General features: G+C 59.3%; 25 protein-coding genes. 14 read left to right on the top strand and 11 right to left on the bottom strand.

The window, feature by feature from the left end:
- Window positions 1-73: 73 nt before the first annotated feature.
- Both ACA061_RS18715 and ACA061_RS18710 read right to left on the bottom strand, forming a co-directional pair.
- A complete protein-coding gene (locus tag ACA061_RS18715; protein WP_210553962.1) occupies window positions 74-1,555 on the bottom strand; it encodes a methyl-accepting chemotaxis protein in 1,482 nt (493 codons plus the stop codon).
- A gap of 185 nt (window positions 1,556-1,740) precedes the next feature.
- Window positions 1,741-2,547 carry a TatD family hydrolase gene (locus tag ACA061_RS18710; RefSeq protein WP_210553961.1) on the bottom strand — a complete coding sequence of 269 codons (807 nt, stop codon included), beginning with the start codon at window positions 2,545-2,547 and terminating at the stop codon, window positions 1,741-1,743.
- Between the two features lie 236 nt (window positions 2,548-2,783).
- Between ACA061_RS18710 and ACA061_RS18705 the strand changes: the two genes are divergently transcribed.
- From ACA061_RS18705 to ACA061_RS18695, 3 genes are all read left to right on the top strand, one after another.
- On the top strand, window positions 2,784-4,205 hold the full coding sequence (locus ACA061_RS18705; protein WP_150603338.1) for an MltF family protein: 1,422 nt from the start codon (window positions 2,784-2,786) through the stop codon (window positions 4,203-4,205).
- 107 nt (window positions 4,206-4,312) lie between these two features.
- On the top strand, window positions 4,313-4,747 hold the full coding sequence (locus tag ACA061_RS18700; protein WP_497299820.1) for a DoxX family protein: 435 nt from the start codon (window positions 4,313-4,315) through the stop codon (window positions 4,745-4,747).
- Window positions 4,748-4,994: 247 nt separating this feature from the next.
- Window positions 4,995-5,303 carry a class I SAM-dependent methyltransferase gene (locus ACA061_RS18695; protein ID WP_150615941.1) on the top strand — a complete coding sequence of 103 codons (309 nt, stop codon included), beginning with the start codon at window positions 4,995-4,997 and terminating at the stop codon, window positions 5,301-5,303.
- Between the two features lie 6 nt (window positions 5,304-5,309).
- On the opposite strand, the gene greB is transcribed toward ACA061_RS18695, so the two are convergent.
- The 3 genes from greB to ACA061_RS18680 are packed head-to-tail and all read right to left on the bottom strand — an operon-like array spanning window position 5,310 to window position 9,029.
- On the bottom strand, window positions 5,310-5,807 hold the full coding sequence (greB, locus tag ACA061_RS18690; RefSeq protein WP_025113125.1) for a transcription elongation factor GreB: 498 nt from the start codon (window positions 5,805-5,807) through the stop codon (window positions 5,310-5,312).
- Window positions 5,808-5,841: 34 nt separating this feature from the next.
- Window positions 5,842-8,346 carry an ABC transporter permease gene (locus ACA061_RS18685; protein ID WP_150615940.1) on the bottom strand — a complete coding sequence of 835 codons (2,505 nt, stop codon included), beginning with the start codon at window positions 8,344-8,346 and terminating at the stop codon, window positions 5,842-5,844.
- Entirely contained in the window at window positions 8,346-9,029 is a 684-nt protein-coding gene (locus tag ACA061_RS18680) for an ABC transporter ATP-binding protein (RefSeq protein ID WP_150603341.1), read from the bottom strand. Before ACA061_RS18680 ends, ACA061_RS18685 begins: the two co-directional genes overlap by 1 nt.
- A 10-nt stretch (window positions 9,030-9,039) precedes the next feature.
- Here ACA061_RS18680 and ACA061_RS18675 point away from each other — a divergent pair, with 10 nt between their 5' ends.
- From ACA061_RS18675 to ACA061_RS18665, 3 genes are all read left to right on the top strand, one after another.
- Window positions 9,040-9,645: an arylesterase gene (locus ACA061_RS18675; protein ID WP_047599834.1), complete on the top strand. Its 606-nt coding sequence runs from the start codon at window positions 9,040-9,042 to the stop codon at window positions 9,643-9,645.
- A 57-nt stretch (window positions 9,646-9,702) separates the two neighbouring features.
- Window positions 9,703-9,996: a hypothetical protein gene (locus tag ACA061_RS18670; RefSeq protein ID WP_007908575.1), complete on the top strand. Its 294-nt coding sequence runs from the start codon at window positions 9,703-9,705 to the stop codon at window positions 9,994-9,996.
- 194 nt (window positions 9,997-10,190) lie between these two features.
- The gene (locus ACA061_RS18665) at window positions 10,191-11,162 is read left to right on the top strand and encodes a L,D-transpeptidase family protein (RefSeq protein ID WP_150603343.1); all 972 of its coding nucleotides are present in this window, start codon (window positions 10,191-10,193) and stop codon (window positions 11,160-11,162) included.
- A 122-nt stretch (window positions 11,163-11,284) separates the two neighbouring features.
- On the opposite strand, the gene oprI is transcribed toward ACA061_RS18665, so the two are convergent.
- The gene (oprI, locus tag ACA061_RS18660; protein WP_003183784.1) at window positions 11,285-11,536 is read right to left on the bottom strand and encodes an outer membrane lipoprotei OprI; all 252 of its coding nucleotides are present in this window, start codon (window positions 11,534-11,536) and stop codon (window positions 11,285-11,287) included.
- Window positions 11,537-12,172: 636 nt separating this feature from the next.
- Here oprI and ACA061_RS18655 point away from each other — a divergent pair.
- A complete protein-coding gene (locus tag ACA061_RS18655; protein ID WP_003226804.1) occupies window positions 12,173-12,454 on the top strand; it encodes a GNAT family N-acetyltransferase in 282 nt (93 codons plus the stop codon).
- 60 nt (window positions 12,455-12,514) lie between these two features.
- Here the strand turns inward: ACA061_RS18655 and ACA061_RS18650 are convergent, their stop codons facing one another.
- Both ACA061_RS18650 and ACA061_RS18645 read right to left on the bottom strand, forming a co-directional pair.
- Complete coding sequence (locus ACA061_RS18650; protein WP_042560279.1) at window positions 12,515-13,591, bottom strand: 3-deoxy-7-phosphoheptulonate synthase; 1,077 nt, start codon at window positions 13,589-13,591, stop codon at window positions 12,515-12,517.
- Between the two features lie 130 nt (window positions 13,592-13,721).
- Window positions 13,722-14,165 carry a PilZ domain-containing protein gene (locus ACA061_RS18645; protein ID WP_150603344.1) on the bottom strand — a complete coding sequence of 148 codons (444 nt, stop codon included), beginning with the start codon at window positions 14,163-14,165 and terminating at the stop codon, window positions 13,722-13,724.
- Here ACA061_RS18645 and ACA061_RS18640 point away from each other — a divergent pair.
- From ACA061_RS18640 to cysB, 5 genes are all read left to right on the top strand, one after another.
- Complete coding sequence (locus tag ACA061_RS18640) at window positions 14,164-14,550, top strand: thioredoxin family protein (protein WP_047302379.1); 387 nt, start codon at window positions 14,164-14,166, stop codon at window positions 14,548-14,550. The two genes, ACA061_RS18645 and ACA061_RS18640, sit on opposite strands and share 2 nt — an antisense overlap.
- A complete protein-coding gene (locus ACA061_RS18635; protein ID WP_497299819.1) occupies window positions 14,551-15,504 on the top strand; it encodes a putative 2-dehydropantoate 2-reductase in 954 nt (317 codons plus the stop codon). It abuts the gene before it with no gap.
- 30 nt (window positions 15,505-15,534) lie between these two features.
- Window positions 15,535-16,440, top strand: a complete 906-nt coding sequence (locus ACA061_RS18630) for a 5'-nucleotidase (protein WP_150603346.1) — start codon at window positions 15,535-15,537, stop codon at window positions 16,438-16,440.
- A gap of 97 nt (window positions 16,441-16,537) precedes the next feature.
- Window positions 16,538-17,041, top strand: a complete 504-nt coding sequence (locus tag ACA061_RS18625; protein WP_210553956.1) for a universal stress protein — start codon at window positions 16,538-16,540, stop codon at window positions 17,039-17,041.
- A 113-nt stretch (window positions 17,042-17,154) separates the two neighbouring features.
- Entirely contained in the window at window positions 17,155-18,129 is a 975-nt protein-coding gene (gene cysB / locus ACA061_RS18620; RefSeq protein WP_042560273.1) for an HTH-type transcriptional regulator CysB, read from the top strand.
- Between the two features lie 9 nt (window positions 18,130-18,138).
- On the opposite strand, the gene ACA061_RS18615 is transcribed toward cysB, so the two are convergent.
- Entirely contained in the window at window positions 18,139-18,621 is a 483-nt protein-coding gene (locus ACA061_RS18615; RefSeq protein ID WP_150593146.1) for a GreA/GreB family elongation factor, read from the bottom strand.
- Window positions 18,622-18,623: 2 nt separating this feature from the next.
- Window positions 18,624-19,031: a hypothetical protein gene (locus ACA061_RS18610; RefSeq protein WP_150615936.1), complete on the bottom strand. Its 408-nt coding sequence runs from the start codon at window positions 19,029-19,031 to the stop codon at window positions 18,624-18,626.
- Between the two features lie 124 nt (window positions 19,032-19,155).
- On the opposite strand from ACA061_RS18610, the gene earP reads away from it, so the two are divergent.
- Together earP and ACA061_RS18600 are read left to right on the top strand one after the other, a co-directional pair.
- Window positions 19,156-20,298: an elongation factor P maturation arginine rhamnosyltransferase EarP gene (gene earP / locus ACA061_RS18605; RefSeq protein ID WP_497299818.1), complete on the top strand. Its 1,143-nt coding sequence runs from the start codon at window positions 19,156-19,158 to the stop codon at window positions 20,296-20,298.
- A gap of 48 nt (window positions 20,299-20,346) precedes the next feature.
- On the top strand, window positions 20,347-20,916 hold the full coding sequence (locus tag ACA061_RS18600; RefSeq protein ID WP_007908599.1) for an elongation factor P: 570 nt from the start codon (window positions 20,347-20,349) through the stop codon (window positions 20,914-20,916).
- A gap of 144 nt (window positions 20,917-21,060) precedes the next feature.
- Here ACA061_RS18600 and ACA061_RS18595 read toward each other — a convergent pair whose 3' ends face one another.
- Window positions 21,061-21,480 (bottom strand): organic hydroperoxide resistance protein, encoded by a 420-nt coding sequence (locus tag ACA061_RS18595; protein ID WP_042560269.1) that lies wholly within the window; start codon window positions 21,478-21,480, stop codon window positions 21,061-21,063.
- Window positions 21,481-21,703: the final 223 nt, after the last annotated feature.

The following is a 21,703-nucleotide window of genomic DNA, read 5'->3' as shown; positions in this document are numbered from 1 at the left end:
GGTTGAGCGGTGTCCACATAATTTGTGTCCGCCAGAGATCCCTGTGGGAGCGGGCTTGCCCGCGATGAGGGCCTCAAAGTTTCAATTGTCCGATCGCCTTGCTCAATTCCCCAGCCAACGTCGCCAACTCATTACTGGTCGTCGCCGAATCCACGGTCTGCTGCACGGTGTTCTCGGTCACATCGCGAATGCTCACCACCGCCCGATTCATCTCCTCGGCGACCTGACTTTGCTGCTCTGCCGCCACGGCGATCTGCGTGTTGCTCTCACGCATCTGCGCCACCGCTCCAGTGATTTCCGCCAGTGCCTCGCCAGCCTCCTGCGCCTGCTGCACACAATCGTCAGCCTTGTACGAACTCTCTTGCATGAAATCCACCGCATCGCGAGTGCCGGCCTGCAACGCCGACACCATCGTGGTGATCTCGTCAGTTGAGGCCTGCACGCGTTTGGCCAGGTTGCGCACTTCATCGGCGACCACCGCAAACCCACGGCCCATCTCACCGGCGCGGGCCGCTTCAATGGCGGCGTTGAGCGCGAGCAGATTGGTTTGCTCGGCGATGCTGTGAATCACGCTGACCACGCCGTTGATCTTCTGGCTGTCCTCGGCCAGCCGTTGAATCATCTGCGCGGTCTGTTGCACGCCGCTGGACAGGCCGGTAATCGAATGCTGCACCCGCGCCACCACCTGCTGGCCGCTGCCGGCGAGGGCATCGGCGGTTTGTGACAGATCGCGGGTGGCGCCGGCGTGCTGGGCGATGTGATAAACGGTGGCGGTCATTTCGTTGATCGCCGTGGCTGCCTGATCGGTTTCACTCTGCTGGCCAAGCATGCCGTGACGCACTTCGTTCATGCTCGACGCCAGGCGCGCCGCCCCGACATCCAGTTGCCGTGCGGTATTGGCGACAGTGGTAACGACGCGCTGATAACCGGCCTGCATCGCATTGAACGCATTGGCCATCTGCCCGACTTCGTCCTTGCAGGCCAATGGCACACGGGCGGAGAGGTCGCCGCTTTTTTCAACGTGCAGCATCACGTCTTTCAACGTGTTCAGCTGGCTGAGCAGGAAGCGAATCAGCAATTGCGAAGCGCCGAGCATCGCCAGCATCAGGATGAACACCGCCACCGCGTAATTGGCGAAGCGCTCACCGAATACTTGAGTCAGGCTCGGGCCATAGGCGACGACAGCGACTTGCTGACCGTCGGCGCGGCTGAACACTTCAGCGCCGATCAGCAGGTTGTCGCCGAACAGTGGCAAGTGATTGAGCTCGTGCCAGCCGTTGCTATCGGTGATCTCCAACAGCGGCTGATCGTTGAAGCGCGGTACTTCGCCGCGTTTAAACGTCAGCACTTGCTCGGCCTTGGGCAGCGGCTGCCCGGCCGGCCAGGCCTTGAGCAACTGCGCCTGAGCTTGCGCCGACGATTGCGCCGCTTGACTGCGGGCCTGCTGTTCGAGTTGAACGGCATACAGCACCAGCAGCAGGGTAGTGACGAAGGCGACCGCGTTGACCGCCCAGAATTTGTATTTCAGCGAGATATTGCTAAGCCAGGCACCCATGGAGGTCTTCTCTGATAGCGGAAACAGTTTTGGCAAGGTGCCAGCATTGTGCCGCTATGCAGGGGAGCCGATTTGATGTGGGTCAACAGATCCGGTGGTGAAAGAAAAAGATCGCAGCCTTCGGCAGCTCCTACAAGGGAATGCCGTCCATGTAGGAGCTGCCGAAGGCTGCGATCTTTTGATGCTCAGGCCAATTCAGGAAGACCAAAAAAAGCCCGACTACAAGCGGTCGTGTGCGCCGCCAGATCTTCCTCGGTCTCACCCCGATGCAACGCCACCTCACGCAACACCTCAGTCAGATACGCCGGCTCATTGCGTCCGTTCTTCGGTTTCGGTCGCAAGGTGCGTGGCAGCAAATACGGCGCGTCGCTTTCGAGCATCAGCCGTCCGCGCTTGATCTCTTTGACCAGCGGATGCAGATGCGTGCCTCGGCGCTCGTCACAGATCCAGCCGGTAATGCCGATGTGCAGATCCAGGTCGAGATAGCTGAACAACGCCTTTTGCTCGCCGGTGAAGCAATGCACCACGGCGGCGGGCAGTTGATCGCGGAAATTCTTGAGAATCTCCAGCAGCCGCTGACTGGCATCGCGCTCGTGCAAGAACACCGGCAATTGCAGTTCAACGGCCAGTGCCAGATGTTCTTCGAGGACTTTTTCCTGCTGCGGGCGCGGCGAGAAATCGCGGTTGAAATCCAGACCGCATTCACCCACTGCGACCACGCTGGATTCCTTCAGCAAACTGCGCAGGCGTCGGGCGCTGTCAGCGTTCCAGTCACTGGCCGAATGCGGGTGAATCCCGGCGGTGGCGAACAGTCGTTGGCCGCTTTCATCCAGCTGCTGGCAGAGTTCCAGCGCCTGCTCGCTCCCCTCGATGCTGGTGCCGGTCAGCACCAGTTGGCAGACCCCGGCGGCATAGGCGCGGTCGAGTACGGCCTGGTGTTTGTCGGCGAAACTTGGATTGGTCAGGTTGACGCCGATATCGATGAGTTGCATGGTTGCTACCTCGGGCCGAAGGCCGGAAAGCATACCAGAGCTGTAGATTCATAAGAAAAGCCAAGAACTACAATGAGTTATCGCGGTCTTTTGATGCCGCGACGCAGCGTGGGTTGGCAGCAATGCCATCACTGTGCCAGTCTCTCGCACCATGCCAGCGCTCCTGGCGCTCTGTTTTCGTCGGTGATCTCAACCGTTTCGCGGTGATTTCGCCCCGTATTCTTTCCGGAGAGTGGATGATTCGTCCCTCGGTTTTGCTGCTGTTTTGCGCATCGTTGCTACTGCCAATGACGGCGGTTGCGCGTCTGCCCGGGCCGCTACAAGCCGTGCCTGCCGCCAAGGTCCGCGATCTTTCGGAGATTCGCAGCAGTCGCGTGTTGCGGGTGCTGGTCAACCAGAGCCGTAACAGTTCCGGTGAAGTCCAGGGTCAGGCCATCGGCGTCGAATACCATCGTCTGCGCGCCTTCGAGCAATACCTCAATGGCCATTCCCGCGATGGCCAGGAAATTACCCTCAAGATCATTCCCAAAGCCAAGGATCAACTGCTCGGCGCGTTGCAGCGTGGCGAAGGTGACTTGGTCGCCCCTGGGGAGTTGCTCGATCTGCATGCCGGTTATGCGGTAGCCAGCAGTGAGCCGATTGCCGCTAACGTGCCGTTGGTACTGGTCGGCATCAAGGGCGAGCGGCGTTACACCAAGGTCGAGCAACTTGCCGGCAAAACCCTCGCGTTGCCCACCGGCAGCGCTGCTGGGGAAGCGGTCAGTCAGCTCAACCAAAAACTGGCGTTACGCAAACTCGCGCCGATCAAGATCGAATGGGTCGATCCGACGCTGGCCGTCGAAGACGTGTTGGAGATGGTGCAGGGCGGCATCTTTCACCTGACCGTCGTTGAACTGCCGATTGCCGAGCGCTGGGGCAAGATCCTGCCCAAGCTGCGTGTTGATCGACAATTGGTGATCAGCGAACCGGGTGAGGAAAACTGGTTCGTGCGCCGTGATGCGTCGATGTTGCGGGCCAGCGTCGATCGCTTCATCAGTGGTTACAAGAAACCGGCGAACGAAGATGCGGCGTTTCTGCGCATTTATCGCCGGCTCTATCAGGTTCACTATCCATTGGCCAAGGCCGACCGTCAGCGTCTGGAAAAACTGCGCCCGACCCTGCAAAAACACGCCGCTGCACAAAATATGGATTGGTTAAACCTGGCAGCGCTGGCGTTCAAGGAATCGGCGCTGCAGCCCAACGCCCGCAGCGGCAGTGGCCCGACCGGGCTGATGCAAATTACGCCATCCGCCGCCCAGCGCGTCGGCGTGAACAATATCCAGAATCTCGATGCAAACGTGCAGGCCGGGGCCAAGTACCTGGCGCTGATCCGCCGCAAGTTCTTCAACAGCCCCAAACTTAACGAGCGCGAACGCATGGCGTTCACGCTGGCGGCCTACAACATCGGCCCTGAGCGAGTGCAAGGCATGCGCGCCGAAGCCCGGCGCCGTGGACTCAATCCCAACCAATGGTTCTTTCAGGTCGAGCGTATTGCCATGGAGCAGGTGGGAATGGGTGCCGTCAGCTATGTTAATAGCGTGAACAAGTATTACTTGGCGTTCGATCGGGAGCGGGAGTCGTTGGAGCCCGGTGGACAGAAAGTTGTCTCACGGAAATAATCAAATAAATCGATTGTTATGGCGAAATATTTGCGCTTTAAACATGAAAATAACTGATTAATATAGCGGCCAACCCACACACACTTTCGCAAAACAAGGAACGCAGCATGAGCTCTCTGATCAACAAGGTACTGTTCACCCGCGCTGGCTACGGCCTGGCCATCCTGCGCATCGTAGTCGGCGTGATCTTCGCCGCACATGGCGCGCAGAAACTCTTCGGAATGTTCGGTGGGTATGGCCTTGCCGGCACCGCGCAGTACATGGAGAGTCTGGGTCTGACGCCGGGTTATGCCATGGCCGTTCTGTCGGGTGGTACCGAGTTTTTCGCTGGCCTGGCGCTGATCATCGGCCTGCTGGTCCGTCCGGCAGCATTGGGTCTGACCGTCCTGTCGCTGGTGGCGATCTTCACCGTGCACATCAGCAACGGCCTGTTCATGGCCAACAACGGTTACGAGTTCGCCTTGGCTTTGCTCGGTGGCAGCCTCGCGGTGCTGATCGAAGGCGCCGGCAAGCTTTCGGTGGACCGCGCCATCGCCGGTTGACCGCTCTGGCTCAAGCAAAGGCCCGCATTGTGCGGGCCTTTTTTGTTGGCGCTGATTCTTGACACTGATCGGTCACGTTCTCTAGGATGTTGCCCATGCGCCGATTTAAACAGCTACTTGCGGGGCGCCAGGTGACTCGATCAGTCGCCGTCAGAAGCCGGAACAGGGCTTCGAAATACCGCTAAAGCGCTGGTTCGGTGTTGCCTCTCACCTGCCATGCAGACTTTTGAGGCAGAGACACGACACAATGAATGCACTACGCCCTCCAGCACGTCCCGCGCCGATCACGGCACATATCACCCAGCGCAATCCAAAAATCCTCCTTGGCGGTAAACATCAGCCGACGCTGTTGCGTTATCTCGATGGCTGGCCACGTCGCAGCGGAGGTCCTGCCGCGTTCCTGATCCAGTTCGTTGAAGACGGCGAGTCGCTGACGCGTTTCGCCAGTGACAGTTTCGATCTGGCGGTGATTCAGTCACCGAGTGAGGAAGATGCGCCTGAAATGATCAAGCAACTGGTGCGTGTCGCGCGGCAGGGGCTGATTACCCGTCGCTGATCGCGCTCACGGGTAATCAATCGCCACGATGTAAACGCATTGTTCGCCGGTCGGAGTTTGCACACGCACTTCGGCATCCAGCGCCTTGCCAATCAAGGCTCGGGCCAACGGCGAATCAATGCTGATCAAACCCAGTTTCAGATCCAGTTCATCCGGGCCAACGATGCGGTAGCGCGATTGCTTGCCGTCTTCGTCCTCGATGGTGACCCAGGCGCCGAAGTAGACCTTGTTCGGATCGCTGGGTTTTTCGCTGACTACCTTGAGCGCTTCGAGACGTTTGGTAAGAAAGCGCACACGACTATCGATTTCGCGCAGCATCTTCTTGCCGTAGGTGTATTCAGCGTTTTCCGAGCGATCGCCCTGGGCCGCCGCCTCACTGACCGATTGCGTCACTTGCGGGCGGCGCACGTGCCACAACTCATGGAATTCGGCGCGCATCCGCGCTTCACCTTCAGGGGTGATCAGCGCGGTGCCGGCGGTGCGGGGAGGGCGATAACGGCTCATGGCAACTTCTTGTGGTGACGAGCGCTTGAGTCTATCAACCCTCGCGCAACACTGTCAGCGGACTTGCGTTGAGTGCCCGGCGCGTGCCGAACACACCAGCGCCGCCGATCAGCACTGCGCCAATCAGCGGTAGCACCAGCAGCCACGGATGCGGATGCCACGGCAGATCGAACGCGTAGCGGTACAACACCAGACTTACCACTTCCGAGCCAATCGCCGCGAGCAAACCGCTGACCGCGCCGAGCAGGCCGAACTCGATGCGCCGAGCCTTGATCAGCAATTGCCGCTCCGCACCCAAGGCACGCAGCAGCGCGCCTTGGCGAATGCGTTCATCCAGCGTCGCTTGCAACCCGGAAAACAGCACGGCCATGCCCGCTGCCAAGACAAACAACAACACATATTCCACCGCCAGGGTGACCTGGGCGAGGATGCTGCGCAGCTGTTCAAGCAAGGCTTCGACCTGAAGAATGGTCACCGCCGGGAAGGCGCGCGACAGTTCGACGATCTGCTGGTCGTGACCCGCGGCCAGATAGAAACTGGTCAGGTAGGTCGCTGGCAGGTCCTTCAATGTGCCGGGCTGGAAGATCATGAAGAAGTTCGGCTGGAAGTTGTCCCAGTTGATATCGCGCAGACTGGTGACCTTCGCTTCGCGATTGACCCCGCCAACACTGAACACCATGTGATCGCCCAGTTTGAGCTTGAGGCTCTCGGCAACTTTGCCTTCCACTGACACGCCCGGTACATCGCCGGTTGGCTGTTCGGTCCACCACGTTCCGGCAGTCAGTTTGTTGCCGGCGGGCATATCCGCGGCCCAGGTAAGGCTCAGGTCACGTTGTACCGCGCGGTCGCCGGCAGAATCCTTGCTGACGATTTGCTGCACCGGGTCGCCGTTGATGCTGATCAGCCGTCCCGGCACGACCGGGTACAGCGGCGCCGCTTGCGCGGACACCTTGATCAGGTGATCGGTGAAAGCCTGCTTGTCCGCCGGCAAAATATTCAGGGCAAAGTAGTTCGGCGCGTTTTTGGGCAGCTGGTTTTGCCAGGTGTCGAGCAGTTCGCCACGCAACAGCGCGATCAGCGCCATGGACAACAGGATCAGGCCGAACGCCAACGATTGGCCCGCTGCGGCCAGCGGGTGGCGCAACAGTTGACCGAGGCCCAGACGCCACGGCAACGATGCGCGGGCGAGCATCCGCCGCAGGCTTTGCAGCAATAACAGCAACAGACCACCGAGCACCAGCGCAGCAACGACGCCACCGCCGAGCAGTGCGAACGTCAGCAGCAGATCAAGGCTCAGGCGCCACATGATCAAGCCGAGAGCGCCCAAAGCGGCGCCGTAAACCATCCAAGTACTCGATGGAATCGGCAGCATGTCACGGCGCAACACGCGCAATGGCGGTACACGACCCAGTGCGGCGAGCGGCGGCAGGGCGAACCCCGCCAGCGCCACCAACCCTGTGCCGATCCCGGCGATGGCCGGAAACAGGCCGCCCGCTGGCACATCACTCGGCAATAGATCATGCAGCAGCGCAAACAAACCCAGTTGCGCCAACCAACCGAGCAACGCACCGCCAATGGCGGCGAATAACCCCAGCACCGTCAGTTGAATACTGAACAGCAGCATGGTTTCCCGACGTGATAATCCGAGACAGCGCAGCAAGGCACTGGCATCGAAACGACGGCTGGCGAAGCGATTTGCTGACAAAGCGACGGCCACCCCGGCCAGCAGCACCGCGACCAGACTGGCCATGTTCAGATAGCGCTCGGCTTTGCCCAGCGCGCCACCAATCTGTCGGTTGCCGTCGCGGGCATCCTGAATCCGCTGGTTCGCCGCGAGCCCCGGTTTGATCAACTGTCGATAGGTTTCCAGCGCTTGCGGCTCGCCGCGCCACAGTTCGCGGTAGCTCACCCGACTACCAGGCTGCACCACTGCGGTAGCGGCAAGATCGTCGAGATTGATCAGCACTCGTGGCGTCAGGCTGTAGAAGTTGCCGGCGCGATCCGGCTCGTAGGTCAGCACCCGGGTCAGCTTCAATGTCTTCGAGCCGACATCGATGCTGTCGCCGATCTTCAGATCCAGCGCAGTCAGCAGGCGCGCCTCGACCCAGGCTTCGCCCGGTTGTGGTTCGCCGCCGGGCTCTTCAGTGGCGAAGGGCGCCGGCGCGCTTTTCAGCTCCCCGCGCAATGGATAAGCGCGATCGACCGCTTTGATACTCGACAACTGAATGCCGTTGTCGGTGGCGATGACGCTGGAAAACTCCACCACCTGCGCATGGTTCAGACGCAGCTCTGTGCCGCTCCTGATCTGCTCCTCGCGGGCCGGCGAACTGCCTTCAAGCACCAGGTCTGCGCCGAGAAACTCGGTGGCACGCAACATCATGGCGCCGTTGAGGCGAGCGCCGAAATAACCGATGGCGGTACTCGCCGCCACCGCCACGACGAGGGCGAAGAACAATACCCGCAATTCTCCGGCGCGGGCATCGCGCAGCAGTTGGCGGATGGCGAGGCTGAACAGACGCAACAGCGGCAGACGTGCCATCAAGGCTCCAGAGGGGCGACCAACAGCCCGGCTTCAAGACGGATCAGACGCCGGCAGCGATGGGCCAGGCGTTCGTCGTGGGTCACCAGCACCAGAGTGGTGCCGCGTTCCTTATTCAATTCGAACAGCAAGTCGCTGATGCGCTCGCCGGTGTGGCTGTCGAGGTTTCCGGTGGGTTCATCGGCGAACAGTACGTCAGGTTCGGCAGCAAACGCCCGGGCAATCGCCACGCGTTGTTGCTCACCACCGGACAATTGGCGCGGCGAGTGCGTCAGGCGCTGGCCGAGTCCGACCCGTTGCAGCAATTGGGTTGCGCGCTCACGAGCGTCTTTGCGGCCATCGAGTTCCAGCGGCAGCATGACGTTTTCCAGTGCATTGAGACTGTCGAGCAACTGGAATGACTGAAAAACGAAACCGACGTGCTCGGCACGGATGCGCGCGCGCTGGTCTTCGTCGAGACCGCTCAGGCCCTGGCCGGCCAGCGTGACTTCGCCGCTGCTGGGCAGGTCGAGCCCGGCGAGCAGGCCGAGGAGGGTGGATTTGCCGGAACCGGACGCGCCAACGATGGCCAGGCTGTCGCCCTTGTTCAGTTCCAGGCTGAGTTCGTGCAGGATAGTCAGTTCACCTTCCGCGCTGGAAACCACTTTGCTGAGGTTCTTCGCGGTGAGAATGCTTGCGCCCATGGAGAATCCGATGCGTGTATGGTTTTTGAGTGCTGGCCTGGCCTTGATGTGCATGGCCCAGAACGCAGCGGCGGGTACTGTCCTGATCGTTGGCGATAGTATCAGCGCCGGTTTCGGCCTGGATACCCGTTTGGGGTGGGTGTCGTTGCTGGAGCAACGGCTTAAACAGGAGGGTTTCGACGATAAAGTGGTCAATGCCTCCATCAGCGGCGACACCAGTGCCGGAGGCCAGGCGCGGCTGCCCGCGCTGCTTGCAGAGCATAAGCCTGAACTGGTCATCCTCGAACTGGGTGGCAATGACGGCCTGCGCGGAATGCCGCCAACGCAATTGCAACAAAACCTTGCGGCGATGATCGACAGCTCGCGGCAAAGCGGCGCGAAGGTACTGCTGCTGGGTATGCAATTGCCGCCCAACTACGGCAAGCGCTACACCGACGCTTTCGCCGAGGTCTACGGCAAACTCGCCGATGACAAAAAAATCCCGCTGGTGCCGTTTTTCCTCGACGGCGTGGGCGGTCATCCGGACCTGATGCAGGCCGATGGTCTGCACCCGGCGGCCGGGGCTCAGGGCAAGTTGCTGGAAAATGTCTGGCCGACGCTAAAACCGCTGCTTTGAGGCTTTTCTAGCGGCAGGCTTTCGGCTAATGTGGCGCCCCCTTAATCGGAGGCCCCGATGTCGCGTTCTGCCTGGTCCCTTTTTGCCTATCAACTGATCGAGCCTGACGAGCAGCTGGATCTGTTCGCCTGCCAGGAAGTGCGGGTGCATCTGGTGACCCGTCAACTCGAACTCGGCGGCTCGGCCGATCGCACCCTGTGCGGCAGCCTGCTGCCGGCGCAACCACGCTGGTCGAGCGTGGATCGCCGGGTGTTTCAGGACCAGCGCCTGTGCTCGCTGTGCCGGGCGATTCTTGAGTCGCAGAAGCGCGGGACTTCGCCGATCTGGCCTGAGTTGCGTTTCGAGCTTTAAGATCAAAAGATCGCAGCCTTCGGCAGCTCCTACAGGATTGCGCGAGCCCATGTAGGAGCTGCCGAAGGCTCGGGCCGCGATCGGACGATCTTTTCGCACTCAGCGCGGTCTATCGGCCTGTCTCCCCGAATATTCAAAGTGCAGTGTACAATCGCGCTCTTATACCCTTGATGATCATGCGAAGGATTTTCCGGATGTTGCCGCGCTTTCCTGCCGTCACCCGCTGCCTGTCACTTGCCGCCCTGTGTGTGGCCGGTCCCGTTGCTGCATTGGAGCTTCCCCTGCCACCACCCGGTGAAGACATCGTCGGCCAGGTGCAGGTGATCAAAGCCAAGTACGAAGACACCTTCGCCGATCTGGGCACCACCTACGATCTGGGCTATTCGGAAATGGTCGCGGCCAATCCGGGCATCGATGCCTGGCTGCCAGGTGCCGGTACCGAGATCGTGCTGCCGACACGTTTCATTCTGCCGCCGGGCCCGCGTGAAGGTATCGTCATCAACCTTGCCGAATACCGCCTCTACTACTACCCGAAAGGCCGGAACGTGGTGTACACCTTCCCGCTGGGTATCGGCCGTGAGGGCTGGGGTTCGCCGATCGCGCACACCACCATCACCGCCAAAACTCCTAATCCGACCTGGACGCCTCCAGCGTCGATCAAGGCTGAACACGCTGCTGATGGTGATCCGCTGCCAAACGTGGTGCCGGCCGGTCCTGACAACCCGCTGGGTCCGTTCAAGTTCACCCTGGGCACGCCGGGCTACCTGATCCACGGTTCGAACAAGAAGTTCGGCATTGGCATGCGCACCAGCCACGGTTGCTTCCGCATGTTCAACAACAACGTGCTGGAAATGGCCGGCATGGTGCCGGTCGGGACTTCGGTGCGCATCCTCAATGATGCCTACAAGTTCGGTCGCAGTGGCGGCAAGGTCTATCTGGAAGCGCACACGCCGATCGACGACAAAGGCAATCCGTCAGTGGTCGACAAGCACACTGCAGTGATCAACGCGATGCTCAAGCGTGAAGACATCACCAATAACTTGCGCATGAATTGGGATGTGGTGCGTGATGTGGTCGCAGCCGAAGATGGCCTGCCAACCGAAATCGGTACGCCTGGCACCTCGGCGCCGATGGTCTCCAGCGCCCCGATCGATCTACAGCAGTAAGCTCAAAAAAAACCCGCCGATGCGTGAGCGTCGGCGGGTTTTTTATTGCCCGGACAAAAGCATCCGGCACAAAAAAGCCGACCCAAAAAATGGGTCGGCTTGATAACAATCCCGAAGGACTATTACTTGCGGCTAGCTTTTTCCAGCATGCGCAGAGCACGCTCGTTAGCTTCGTCAGCAGTCTGTTGTGCTTTTTGAGCAGCAGCCAGAGCTTCATCAGCTTTACGGTAAGCTTCGTCTGCACGAGCCTGGGAGCGAGCAGCTGCGTCTTCAGTAGCGGTCAGACGTGCTTCGGTTTCTTTCGATGCGCTGCTGCAACCGGTAGCCAGAACTGCGGCCAGAGCCAGAGCAGAGAATTTCAGAACGTTGTTCATCGTGTTCCCCTTCAAGGACTTTCAATTAAGTGGCTGTCTCCTCCGATTGAGGAAATAGCCGGCGTACATACTACCCATTACTTGTAGTAAGTAAACTGACGTATAGCAAGAAGCAAAAAAAATTGTAGGCGCTGATTCTTTTTCGAGCAACTTTTAACTGCGCTGTATAAAAAACATCCAGCTGCAAGCCCCGCGCTGAGCGAGTCAATCAGAAAAAGTTCCCGTCATGGCGTGTTGTTTTTGCAGTGTTGGCTAAAGTCTTTCTAGATGAATTCGTCCACACTTTTGTTCCGATTTTGCGTGCTGCTTCGCTTATCTTTATCCATGTTGAGGTGACTTTAAAAAAGGTCGCACGTCTTAAGTCTCAACATCCGGCAATGTTCAGGTGAGCGGCCCGGGAAGATCTTCTCCCAAACCGCACCTGCGTCCATCGGAGCCAACACCGTCAACCGCTTGATGACGAGCGCACCTTGAGCAATTTTGCCAATGGTGCCTACTATTTATCAGGTGCTCGGTTGTACGAGATCGGTGTGTCTCTTCTCGCTGTCGATCAGGCACGGGGTGGCGTAGATGTTCCTTCGCCGGAAAAACATCGGTAAGGTAGGGGTCAGAATCCAAGACCCGCGAGGAGTAGTGATGAGCGAGGCGTTGTCCATCCACCATGACCAGGCTGGTCATCAGTTCGAGACCAATGTGGACGGTCATCGTGCCTACCTGACCTATATGGATCTGGGGAAACAGACCCTGGATATCTATCGCACGTTCGTGCCCAACGCCTTGCGCGGCCGCGGCATTGCGGCGGCGCTGACCGAAAGCGCGCTGCAATATGCCGAAGAAATGGGCTACACGGTGATTCCATCCTGCTCGTACGTCGAGCGTTACATGGAACGTCATCAGCGCCGCGCCGCAAAGATCTGAATCGCACACAAAAAAACGCCGGGCAATGCCCGGCGTTTTTTTATGCCTGAAAAACGCGTATCAGCTGCGCTGGCGTTTTGGCAGAACATCCTTGAGCTTGGCGTGCATGCTGCGCAGGGTGTTCTCGGTAGCGGACCAGTCGATGCAGGCATCGGTGATCGATACGCCGTATTGCAGATCGGCGAGGTCCTTCGGAATCGCCTGGCAGCCCCAGTTCAAGTGACTCTCGACCATCAGGCCGATGATCGACTGGTTGCCTTCGAGGATCTGGTTGGCGACGTTCTCCATCACCAGCGGTTGCAGGGCCGGATCCTTGTTGGAGTTGGCGTGGCTGCAATCGACCATGATGTTCGGCTTGATCTTCGCCTTGTTCAGCGCCTGCTCGCACAGCGCAACGCTGACCGAATCGTAGTTCGGCTTGCCATTGCCGCCACGCAGCACCACGTGACCGTAAGCGTTGCCTTTGGTGGTGACGATCGACACGCCACCTTCCTGGTTGATCCCCAGGAAACGGTGCGGGCTGGAGACCGACTGCAAGGCGTTGATCGCCACGGTCAGGCCGCCATCGGTGCCGTTCTTGAAACCGACTGCCGAGGACAGGCCGGAAGCCATTTCACGGTGGGTCTGGGATTCGGTGGTGCGCGCGCCAATGGCCGACCAGCTGATCAGGTCCTGCAAATACTGCGGGGAGATCGGGTCGAGGGCTTCGGTCGCGGTCGGCAGGCCTTTTTCAGCCAGGTCCAGCAGCAACTGACGACCGATGTGCAGACCGTCCTGGATCTTGAACGAGTCGTCCAGGTACGGATCGTTGATCAGGCCTTTCCAGCCGACGGTGGTGCGCGGCTTTTCGAAATACACGCGCATGACCAGATACAAGGTATCGGAGACTTCCGCAGCCAGCACTTTCAGGCGCTCGGCGTATTCGTGGGCAGCCTTGATGTCGTGGATCGAGCATGGGCCGATCACTACGAACAGACGGTGGTCGGTGCCATCAAGAATGTTGCGAATGACTTCGCGGCCCTTGGTGACGGTGCGCAGGGCGGCGTCGCTCAGAGGGATATCACGCTTGAGCTGATCAGGAGTGATCAGGGTCTCGTTAGAGGCGACGTTTAGGTCGTTGATCGGTAAATCAGCCATCGTTTACTCGTCAGGTCACGGGTGCCGGCCGCCAGCGATCCCCGCGCGGCGGAGCACAGCGGATTTAAGCGCGTCGGGGAGCGGAACCTTAGCGCGTTACGCGCCTGCTCGACAATGGGCAAACGCCGCTTTAATCCAGCACTGGCAGGGTAAAGGCCTTGCTCACGCTATCGTGGGAGAACTCGTCGGCATGTTGTTCGACCCATTGCAGGGCCGCCGCTTGAATATTCTGCAGGCCATCGTGGGCGTCGTTGATGCGGCAGTAGCGTTCAATCTGACACACCTGCTCACCCATTCGTGCACTGAACAGCGTTTGTTCATCGGTGAAGGCGATGCCCACCAGATAACCTTTTTTACGGCGCAGACACCACGCCACATAGCCCGGAAAACAGAGGTCGGCGTTGAGAGTCGGCAGGCGTACTTGCAGCGCGGTGCCATGGCGCCAGGCACGGTGGTAATTGCAAGCGATGCCGCCGAGGCTGATAGTGTGCAGCTGTTGCCTGGAAATACATTCGGGCTTGAGCAACGTCAGTTCAACCGGCACTTCGTCCGGATGAGGAATGAAACGTCCCATGAGCACAGACTCCCTGTGTCAGCCATTTGACATTGTTTCCCCCAGTATAGTGGTCGAATCCGAACTGACCGATTTCGACGCCGACCAAAGGCTGTTGGCGATGAGCGGCGTTTCGCTGGTGATTTTCACCAGTGTCGGCTGCGCCAGTTGCCGCTTCGCCCGCGAGGTGTTGCCGGGATTCGCACTGGCGGTGGATCGTCTGTGCTGGATCGATGCCGGCAACAACGGTGGTCTGGTCGAGCGATATCAGGTCTTTCATTTGCCGGCGCTGTTTGTGGTGCGCGACGGCGAATTCTTTGGCGCATTGCATACGCGCCTGACAGCCGATGCACTCAACACGGCATTGGCGCAGGCACTGGGTCGAATTGCAGAGGAGTTGCCATAAATGGGGACAATCAACAAACCGGTGGTGGGGATTATCGGCACCGGTGCGATTGGCGGGTTCTACGGGTTGATGCTGGCGCGGGCGGGGTTCGATGTGCACTTTCTGTTGCGCAGCGAGTTTTCTGCCGTCGCCGAACGTGGCTTGCAGGTGGACAGTGCGGTGCATGGTCTGCTGAAGCTCGATCCGGTACAGGCCTATTCTGCGGCCGAAGACATGCCCAAATGCGACTGGCTACTGGTCGGCGCCAAGACCACCAGCAATGCCGGGCTGGCGCCGTCGATCATTGCGGCAGCCAAGCCAGGGGCGAAAGTGCTGGTGCTGCAAAACGGTCTCGACGTCGAAGACAGCCTGCGGCAATTGCTGCCTGACACACTGCATCTGCTCGGCGGTCTGTGCCTGATCTGCGTGCACCGCGACGGCCCGGGTCTGATCACCCATCAGGCGCTCGGCGCAGTCAACGTCGGTTATCACAGCGGCCCGGCATGCGATGACGGCGCGCGTATGGCGATCGTCGAGGAGGGCTCCGGACTGTTCCGCGCTGCTGGCATTGATTCCCAGGCAATGCCCAATCTGCATCAGGCGCGCTGGCAGAAACTGGTCTGGAACATTCCCTATAACGGACTCTCGGTGCTGCTCGGCGCGGGCACCACGCCATTGATGGCCGATGCCGACAGCCGCGCGTTGATTCAGGCGTTGATGGCCGAGGTCGTGCAGGGCGCCAAGGCTTGCGGCCAGGACGTGGCGCCCGGTTACGCCGACTTCCTGTTCACGATGACCGAAAAAATGCCCGACTACTGGCCGAGCATGTACCACGACTTTTTGCACAAGCGCCCGCTGGAACTTGAAGCGATTTATGCCCGACCCTTGGCGGCGGCGAAAGCGGCAGGCTGTGAACTGCCGCGCATCGAAGCGCTGTATCGAACATTGAGTTTTATTGACCGACGCAACACGTGAGTCGGTTTTTTGCGCAAGGAGGGGGAACGTATGGCCAAGAACATCGATGACAAACTGGTGCTGGCGATTTCGTCGCGTGCCTTGTTCGACCTGAGCGAGAGCCACAAGGTCTACCTGTCGAGCGGCGTCGAAGCCTACCGGCAATATCAGATCGAACACGAAGACGAAATTCTTGCCCCCGGCGATGCTTTTCCGCTGGTGGAGAAACTCCTGAGCCTGAACAGTCGCCTCGGCCGCGCGCGTGTCGAGGTGATTCTGGTGTCGCGCAACAGCGCAGACACCGGATTGCGCGTCTTCAATTCGATTCACCATTATGGTCTGGCCATTTCTCGCGCGGCGTTCGTCGGTGGGCGCAGTCCTTATCCCTACCTCAAAGCGTTTGGTTGCGACCTGTTTCTCTCCACGCACGCCGAAGACGTACGCTCGGCGCTGGATGCCGGTTTCGCTGCGGCAACGATTTTGTCCGGAGGCGCCAGCCGCGCCGCCAGCGACGAATTGCGCATCGCTTTCGACGGTGACGCGGTGATTTTTTCCGACGAGTCGGAGCGGGTTTATCAGTCCGGTGGGCTCGAAGCCTTTCAGGCCAAGGAGCGCGAATCGGCGCGCGAGCCATTGCGCGGCGGGCCGTTCAAGGGCTTTCTGGCGGCGCTCAACCTGTTGCAACGCGAGTTCCCTGACGACGACTGTCCGATCCGCACGGCGCTGGTCACCGCGCGTTCGGCACCGGCCCATGAGCGGGTGATTCGTACGTTGCGTGAATGGGACATCCGCCTCGACGAATCATTGTTTCTCGGTGGCCTGACCAAATCGGCGTTCCTCGAAGCGTTTGCCGCCGACGTGTTCTTCGACGATCAGGCCGGTCATTGCGAACTGGCCCGTGAAGTGGTCGCCACCGGCCATGTGCCGCATGGCATCAGCAACGAGCCGTCGATCTAAAGCCCTGTGCTTCAAGACGTTGCGTTGCCCGTCGTACTCGCCAAGGCACTGCTAAGCTGAATCAAATCTCCGCCATGTTGGCTTGCGAGGAGGTCATATGATTCGTTCGATGCTGTATGCCACTGACCTCGGTCTGTACGCACCCTTCGTCATGCAGCATGCCCTGGCGTTGGCGCGAACGTTCAATGCCGATCTGTATGTAGTGCACGCGGTGGAACCGATGGGGCTGTTCGCCGAATCGGTGTTGCAGAGTTATCTCGACGAGCAGTCGCTGAACGAATTTCATAGCCAGGGTCTGAAAACAGTCATCGCCAATATCGAGCAGCGCGTGCTGGAGAGTTTTCGCGAAGAGCTTGGCGAAGAGGGCGAGCAGGATTTGCAGCGGATTCGTGCAGTGCGCGTGGTGCAGGGCGATCCGTCGCAGGTGATTCTCGAGCAGGCGCAGAAACTCTCTGTCGATTTGCTGATCGTAGGAAGTCACAGCCACGGGGTGGGCGCTGAAACGCCGTTGGGGCGCACGGCGGCGCGGGTCCTGCAACTGGCCAAGGTGCCGGTCTATCTGGTGCCGTTGGTGGAGCGGCGGCGACGCGAAGATCGCTGAAGCGGGAATAATGGCGCTTTGACAAAAAAGTTCTAGATTTATTCTTCAAACCATTAATATAGTTATATACCGTCGCTGATGCCCGTGGCGTCTATCTGCTTTGAGGGATACATATGAAGCTTCAACAATTGCGCTACATCTGGGAAGTGGCGCACCACGACCTCAACGTTTCCGCTACAGCCCAAAGCCTTTACACCTCGCAACCGGGCATCAGTAAGCAAATCCGACTGCTGGAAGACGAGCTCGGCGTTGAAGTGTTTGCCCGCAGCGGCAAGCACCTGACCCGCGTCACCCCTGCCGGCGAGCGCATCATCACCACCGCCGGTGAGATTCTGCGCAAGGTTGAAAGCATCAAGCAGATCGCTCAGGAATTCTCCAACGAGAAGAAAGGCACCCTGTCGATCGCCACCACTCACACTCAGGCACGTTATGCACTGCCGCCGGTGATCAGCAACTTCATCAAGCAATACCCGGATGTGGCGCTGCACATGCACCAGGGCTCGCCGATGCAGATCGCCGAAATGGCAGCTGACGGCACCGTCGATTTCGCCATCGCCACCGAAGCGCTGGAACTGTTCGGCGATCTGGTGATGATGCCTTGCTACCGCTGGAACCGCTGCGTAGTCGTGCCACAGGGCCACCCGCTGACCAAGCTGCCGAAGCTCACTCTGGAAGCGCTGGCCGAATACCCGATCGTGACTTACGTGTTCGGTTTCACCGGTCGTTCGAAACTCGACGAAGCCTTCAGCCATCGTGGTCTGACGCCGAAAGTGGTGTTCACCGCTGCCGACGCCGACGTGATCAAAACCTATGTGCGTCTGGGCCTGGGCGTGGGCATCGTCGCCAAAATGGCGGTCGACACCAAACTCGACAGCGACCTGGTGGTGCTGGATGCCAGCGAGTTGTTCGAATCGAGCGTCACCAAGATCGGTTTCCGTCGCGGCACTTTCCTGCGTGGTTTCATGTGCGACTTCATCGAGAAGTTTGCCCCGCACCTGACCCGTGAAGTGATGGCCAAAGCCATCGCGTGCCACAACAAGCAGGAGCTGGAAGAGCTGTTCGACGGCGTCGAACTGCCGGTCCACTGATCCACTGCTTCAGAGCACCTCGGTAACAGCAAATTGTTGCCGGGTGCCCGCCACCAGAATCTCTACCTCATCACCCTCGAACTTGCCCAGCAGGCTTTTGCCTAGCGGCGAGCGCGGCGTGATGACGGTGATCGGCTGACCCACCACATCGATTTTCAGGCCTGCCGCATCCGGTGCCAGGAACAGCCATTGCTCGCGACCTTTTTCGTCCTCCAGACCGAGCAGGGCGCCGACCTCTATCCCACGGTTTTCGTCATAGGCGCGCAGCGTCAGGTTCTGGCACAGCGCCAGTGACTGACGGATTTCCTCGACGCGTTTCGCTTGCCCTGCCGCCAGATACGACGCCTCAAGTCCAAGCGTGTCGTACTTGTTCTCGGCGATGTTCTCTTCGTGGGTCGCGGTTTCGTAAGCGGTTTGCGCGGCGCGTTCGGCTATATCGAGGTCGATGCGCAGCTTGTCGAGGATCAGTTGGTGGACGCTGTGTTTGTTCATGATCAATCGCAGAATTGCAAAACGTTGGCGCGGCTTTTTTCGCTTGGCGCGGTTTGGTCCTGTTGCAACCAGAACTGACATTTGGGGTTCGACAGATTGCGGCGGCTGTCGCGTGCCTGATCCAGACGATTCTGTTGCTCGTTCTTGCGCAGGTTTTCTTCGTACTGATCGAACAGCGGACTCTGCGGCGCAATGTCCGGCACCGGTTGCACCACGGGTGGAGTGGCCAGTTGCTGAACTGCCTGGGCCACCGGCGCCAATTGTTCATTGAACACAAAACGCGAGAGCAGCCAGCAGGTCAGCGCAATCGCGAGGAAACCCAGCCACAGGCCCAAGGCAATACTGCCGGTCAATTGCAGCGCGCTAAGCTGAACAGGCAAGGGGCGACGCGGGTTGGGACGATAGGGCATGGCTGCCTCCTGGCGGATGGTTGCGGGCAAGTGGCGATTGTCGCACGAAGATTAATCGCCGTCGGCTCTTCTGCATTCGCTCATTAATGCGGACAATCGGTGCTTTTGCCAACGGGAGTCTTGAATGCCGTCACTGAATACCCGCTGGGATATTTTTTGCACCGTCGTCGACAACTACGGCGACATCGGCGTGACCTGGCGTCTGGCCAGGCAATTGGTGGCCGAACATTCGCTGGCCGTGCGGCTGTGGGTTGATGATCTGCGTGCGTTCGAACGTATTTGCCCAGAGATCGATATCAACGCCGCGCAACAATGGCAGCAAGGTGTAGAGGTGCGGCACTGGCCGAGCGAGTGGTTGCCCATCGACGCCGCTGACGTGGTGATCGCAGCGTTCGCCTGCCAGTTACCGAGTGCTTACATGGACGTCATGGCCGAGCGGGAGAAGCCGCCGTTGTGGCTGAACCTCGACTATCTCAGCGCCGAAGACTGGGTCACCGGCTGCCACGGCCTGCCGTCGGTCAAATACAAGTCGGTGCAGAAAATCTTCTTCTTCCCGGGGTTCCGCCCCGGCACGGGTGGACTGCTGCGCGAAAGAGGCTTGCTCGAACAGCGTCGGCAGTTTCAGCGCGATGACCAGGCGCAGCAACAATTCCTTCAAGGTCTAGGCATCGAGCGCGCGCCCGACGCACAGTTGATCTCGTTGTTTGCCTACGAGAACGCTGGACTAGCCAGTTGGCTCGACGTGCTGGCGGCTGGCGCGACGCCCACGCATTTGCTGGTGCCGGAAGGGCGGATTCTCGGTGACGTTGCGCGCTGGCTCGGCGTGGAAACCTTGACCGTCGGGGCGATAGAGGTGCGTCACGCGCTGACCGTGCAGGTGCTGCCGTTCGTTCGTCAGGATCAATACGATCACTTGCTCTGGTGCTGCGATTTCAACGCGGTGCGCGGTGAGGACTCGTTCGTCAGGGCGCAGTGGGCGGGGCGGCCGATGCTGTGGCACATCTACCAGCAGGACGAAGACATCCATCTGGACAAGCTCGACGCCTTCCTTGCCCTGTATACGAAAGGCCTCTCGCCCGCAGCGGCGCAGGCGATGAACGGTCTATGGCAGGCGTGGAGTGCGGGTCAGCCGATTGGCGATCAATGGCTCAGCGCCCGTAAACACTGGCCAGAACTGCAGGAAAATGCCGAGACATGGTGTCTGGAACAAGGCTTGCAGGCCGATCTTGCCGCAGCGCTGGTACAGTTTTACCTAAATTGGATATGATACGCGGCCTAGATTTATGTAAATCCCATCCAAATTCGGATATTCGCAATGAAAACTGGTAAAGAACTCAAACCCGGTACCGTGATCCGTCTCGAAAACGATCCTTGGCTGGTTCAGAAAGCTGAATTCACCAAGTCGGGCCGTAACAGCGCGATCATGAAGACCAAGCTGAAAAACCTGCTGACCGGTTACAAGACCGAGATCGTTTACAGCGCTGACGACAAACTGGACGACGTAATCCTCGACCGCAAAGAAGCGACCCTGTCCTTCATCAGCGGCGACACCTACACGTTCATGGACACCACTGACTACACCATGTACGAACTGAACGCCGAAGACATCGAAGCCGTTCTGCCTTTCGTTGAAGAAGGCATGACCGATGTTTGCGAAGCGATCTTCTTCGAAGAGCGTCTGGTTTCGGTAGAACTGCCGACCACCATCGTGCGCGTCGTTGACTACACCGAAGGTTCGGCTCGTGGCGACACTTCCGGCAAGGTAATGAAGCCAGCCAAACTGGCCAACGGTACCGAGCTGCAAGTTGCTGACTTCATCGAAATCGGTGACAAGATCGAAATCGACACCCGCGAAGGCGGTTCCTACAAAGGCCGTGCCAAATAAGCACTGCTTTTTGCGGAAAGAAAAAGCCCGACCATTGAGTCGGGCTTTTTTGTGTCTGCAAGAAAGATCAAAAGATCGCAGCCTGCGGCAGCTCCTACACCTGTTCATGTAGGAGCTGCCGAAGGCTGCGATCTTTTTCTTTGCTTACACCGTGACGTGCAGACGTACTTCGACATTGCCACGCGTGGCGTTGGAGTACGGGCAGACCTGGTGAGCGGCGTCGACCAGGCTTTGTGCGTCGGCTTGTTCAAGGCCCGGCAGGCTGATGTGCAGGTCGATGTCCAGACCGAAACCACCAGGGATCTGGCCGATACCGACGTGGGCGGTGATCGAGGCATCGTCCGGGATTTTGCGTTTGGTCTGGCTGGCGACGAATTTCAGCGCGCCGATGAAGCAGGCCGAATAGCCGGCGGCGAACAGTTGCTCAGGGTTGGTCGCCGCGCCGCCAGCACCACCGAGTTCTTTCGGGGTGGCGAGTTTGACGTCGAGCACGTTGTCGCTGGAGATCGCACGACCGTCACGGCCGCCGGTGGAGGTTGCGATTGCGGTGTAGAGAGTTTGCATGGTGTGAGCCTCGATGGGTGTGATTTGTCGCGCTAACTGTTTGCGCGCTAAGTAAGTTCGAGGTGAATGTAGCTCGCTAATGTTTAGCGCGCAAGATAATTTTTGAAAAAAAGTTGGCTTCATGGGTCCGTCAGGAGCGCCAAGAGCGTCAGAACCCTTGATCCAGAGCAGTTATCAGCATTGAACAGGGGGCGGGAAAATTGCACAGCGCAGGGTTCAACTG

It is taken from the genome of Pseudomonas sp. LBUM1668 (assembly GCF_059695715.1).
This window is presented reverse-complemented; position numbering and strand designations above follow the sequence as displayed.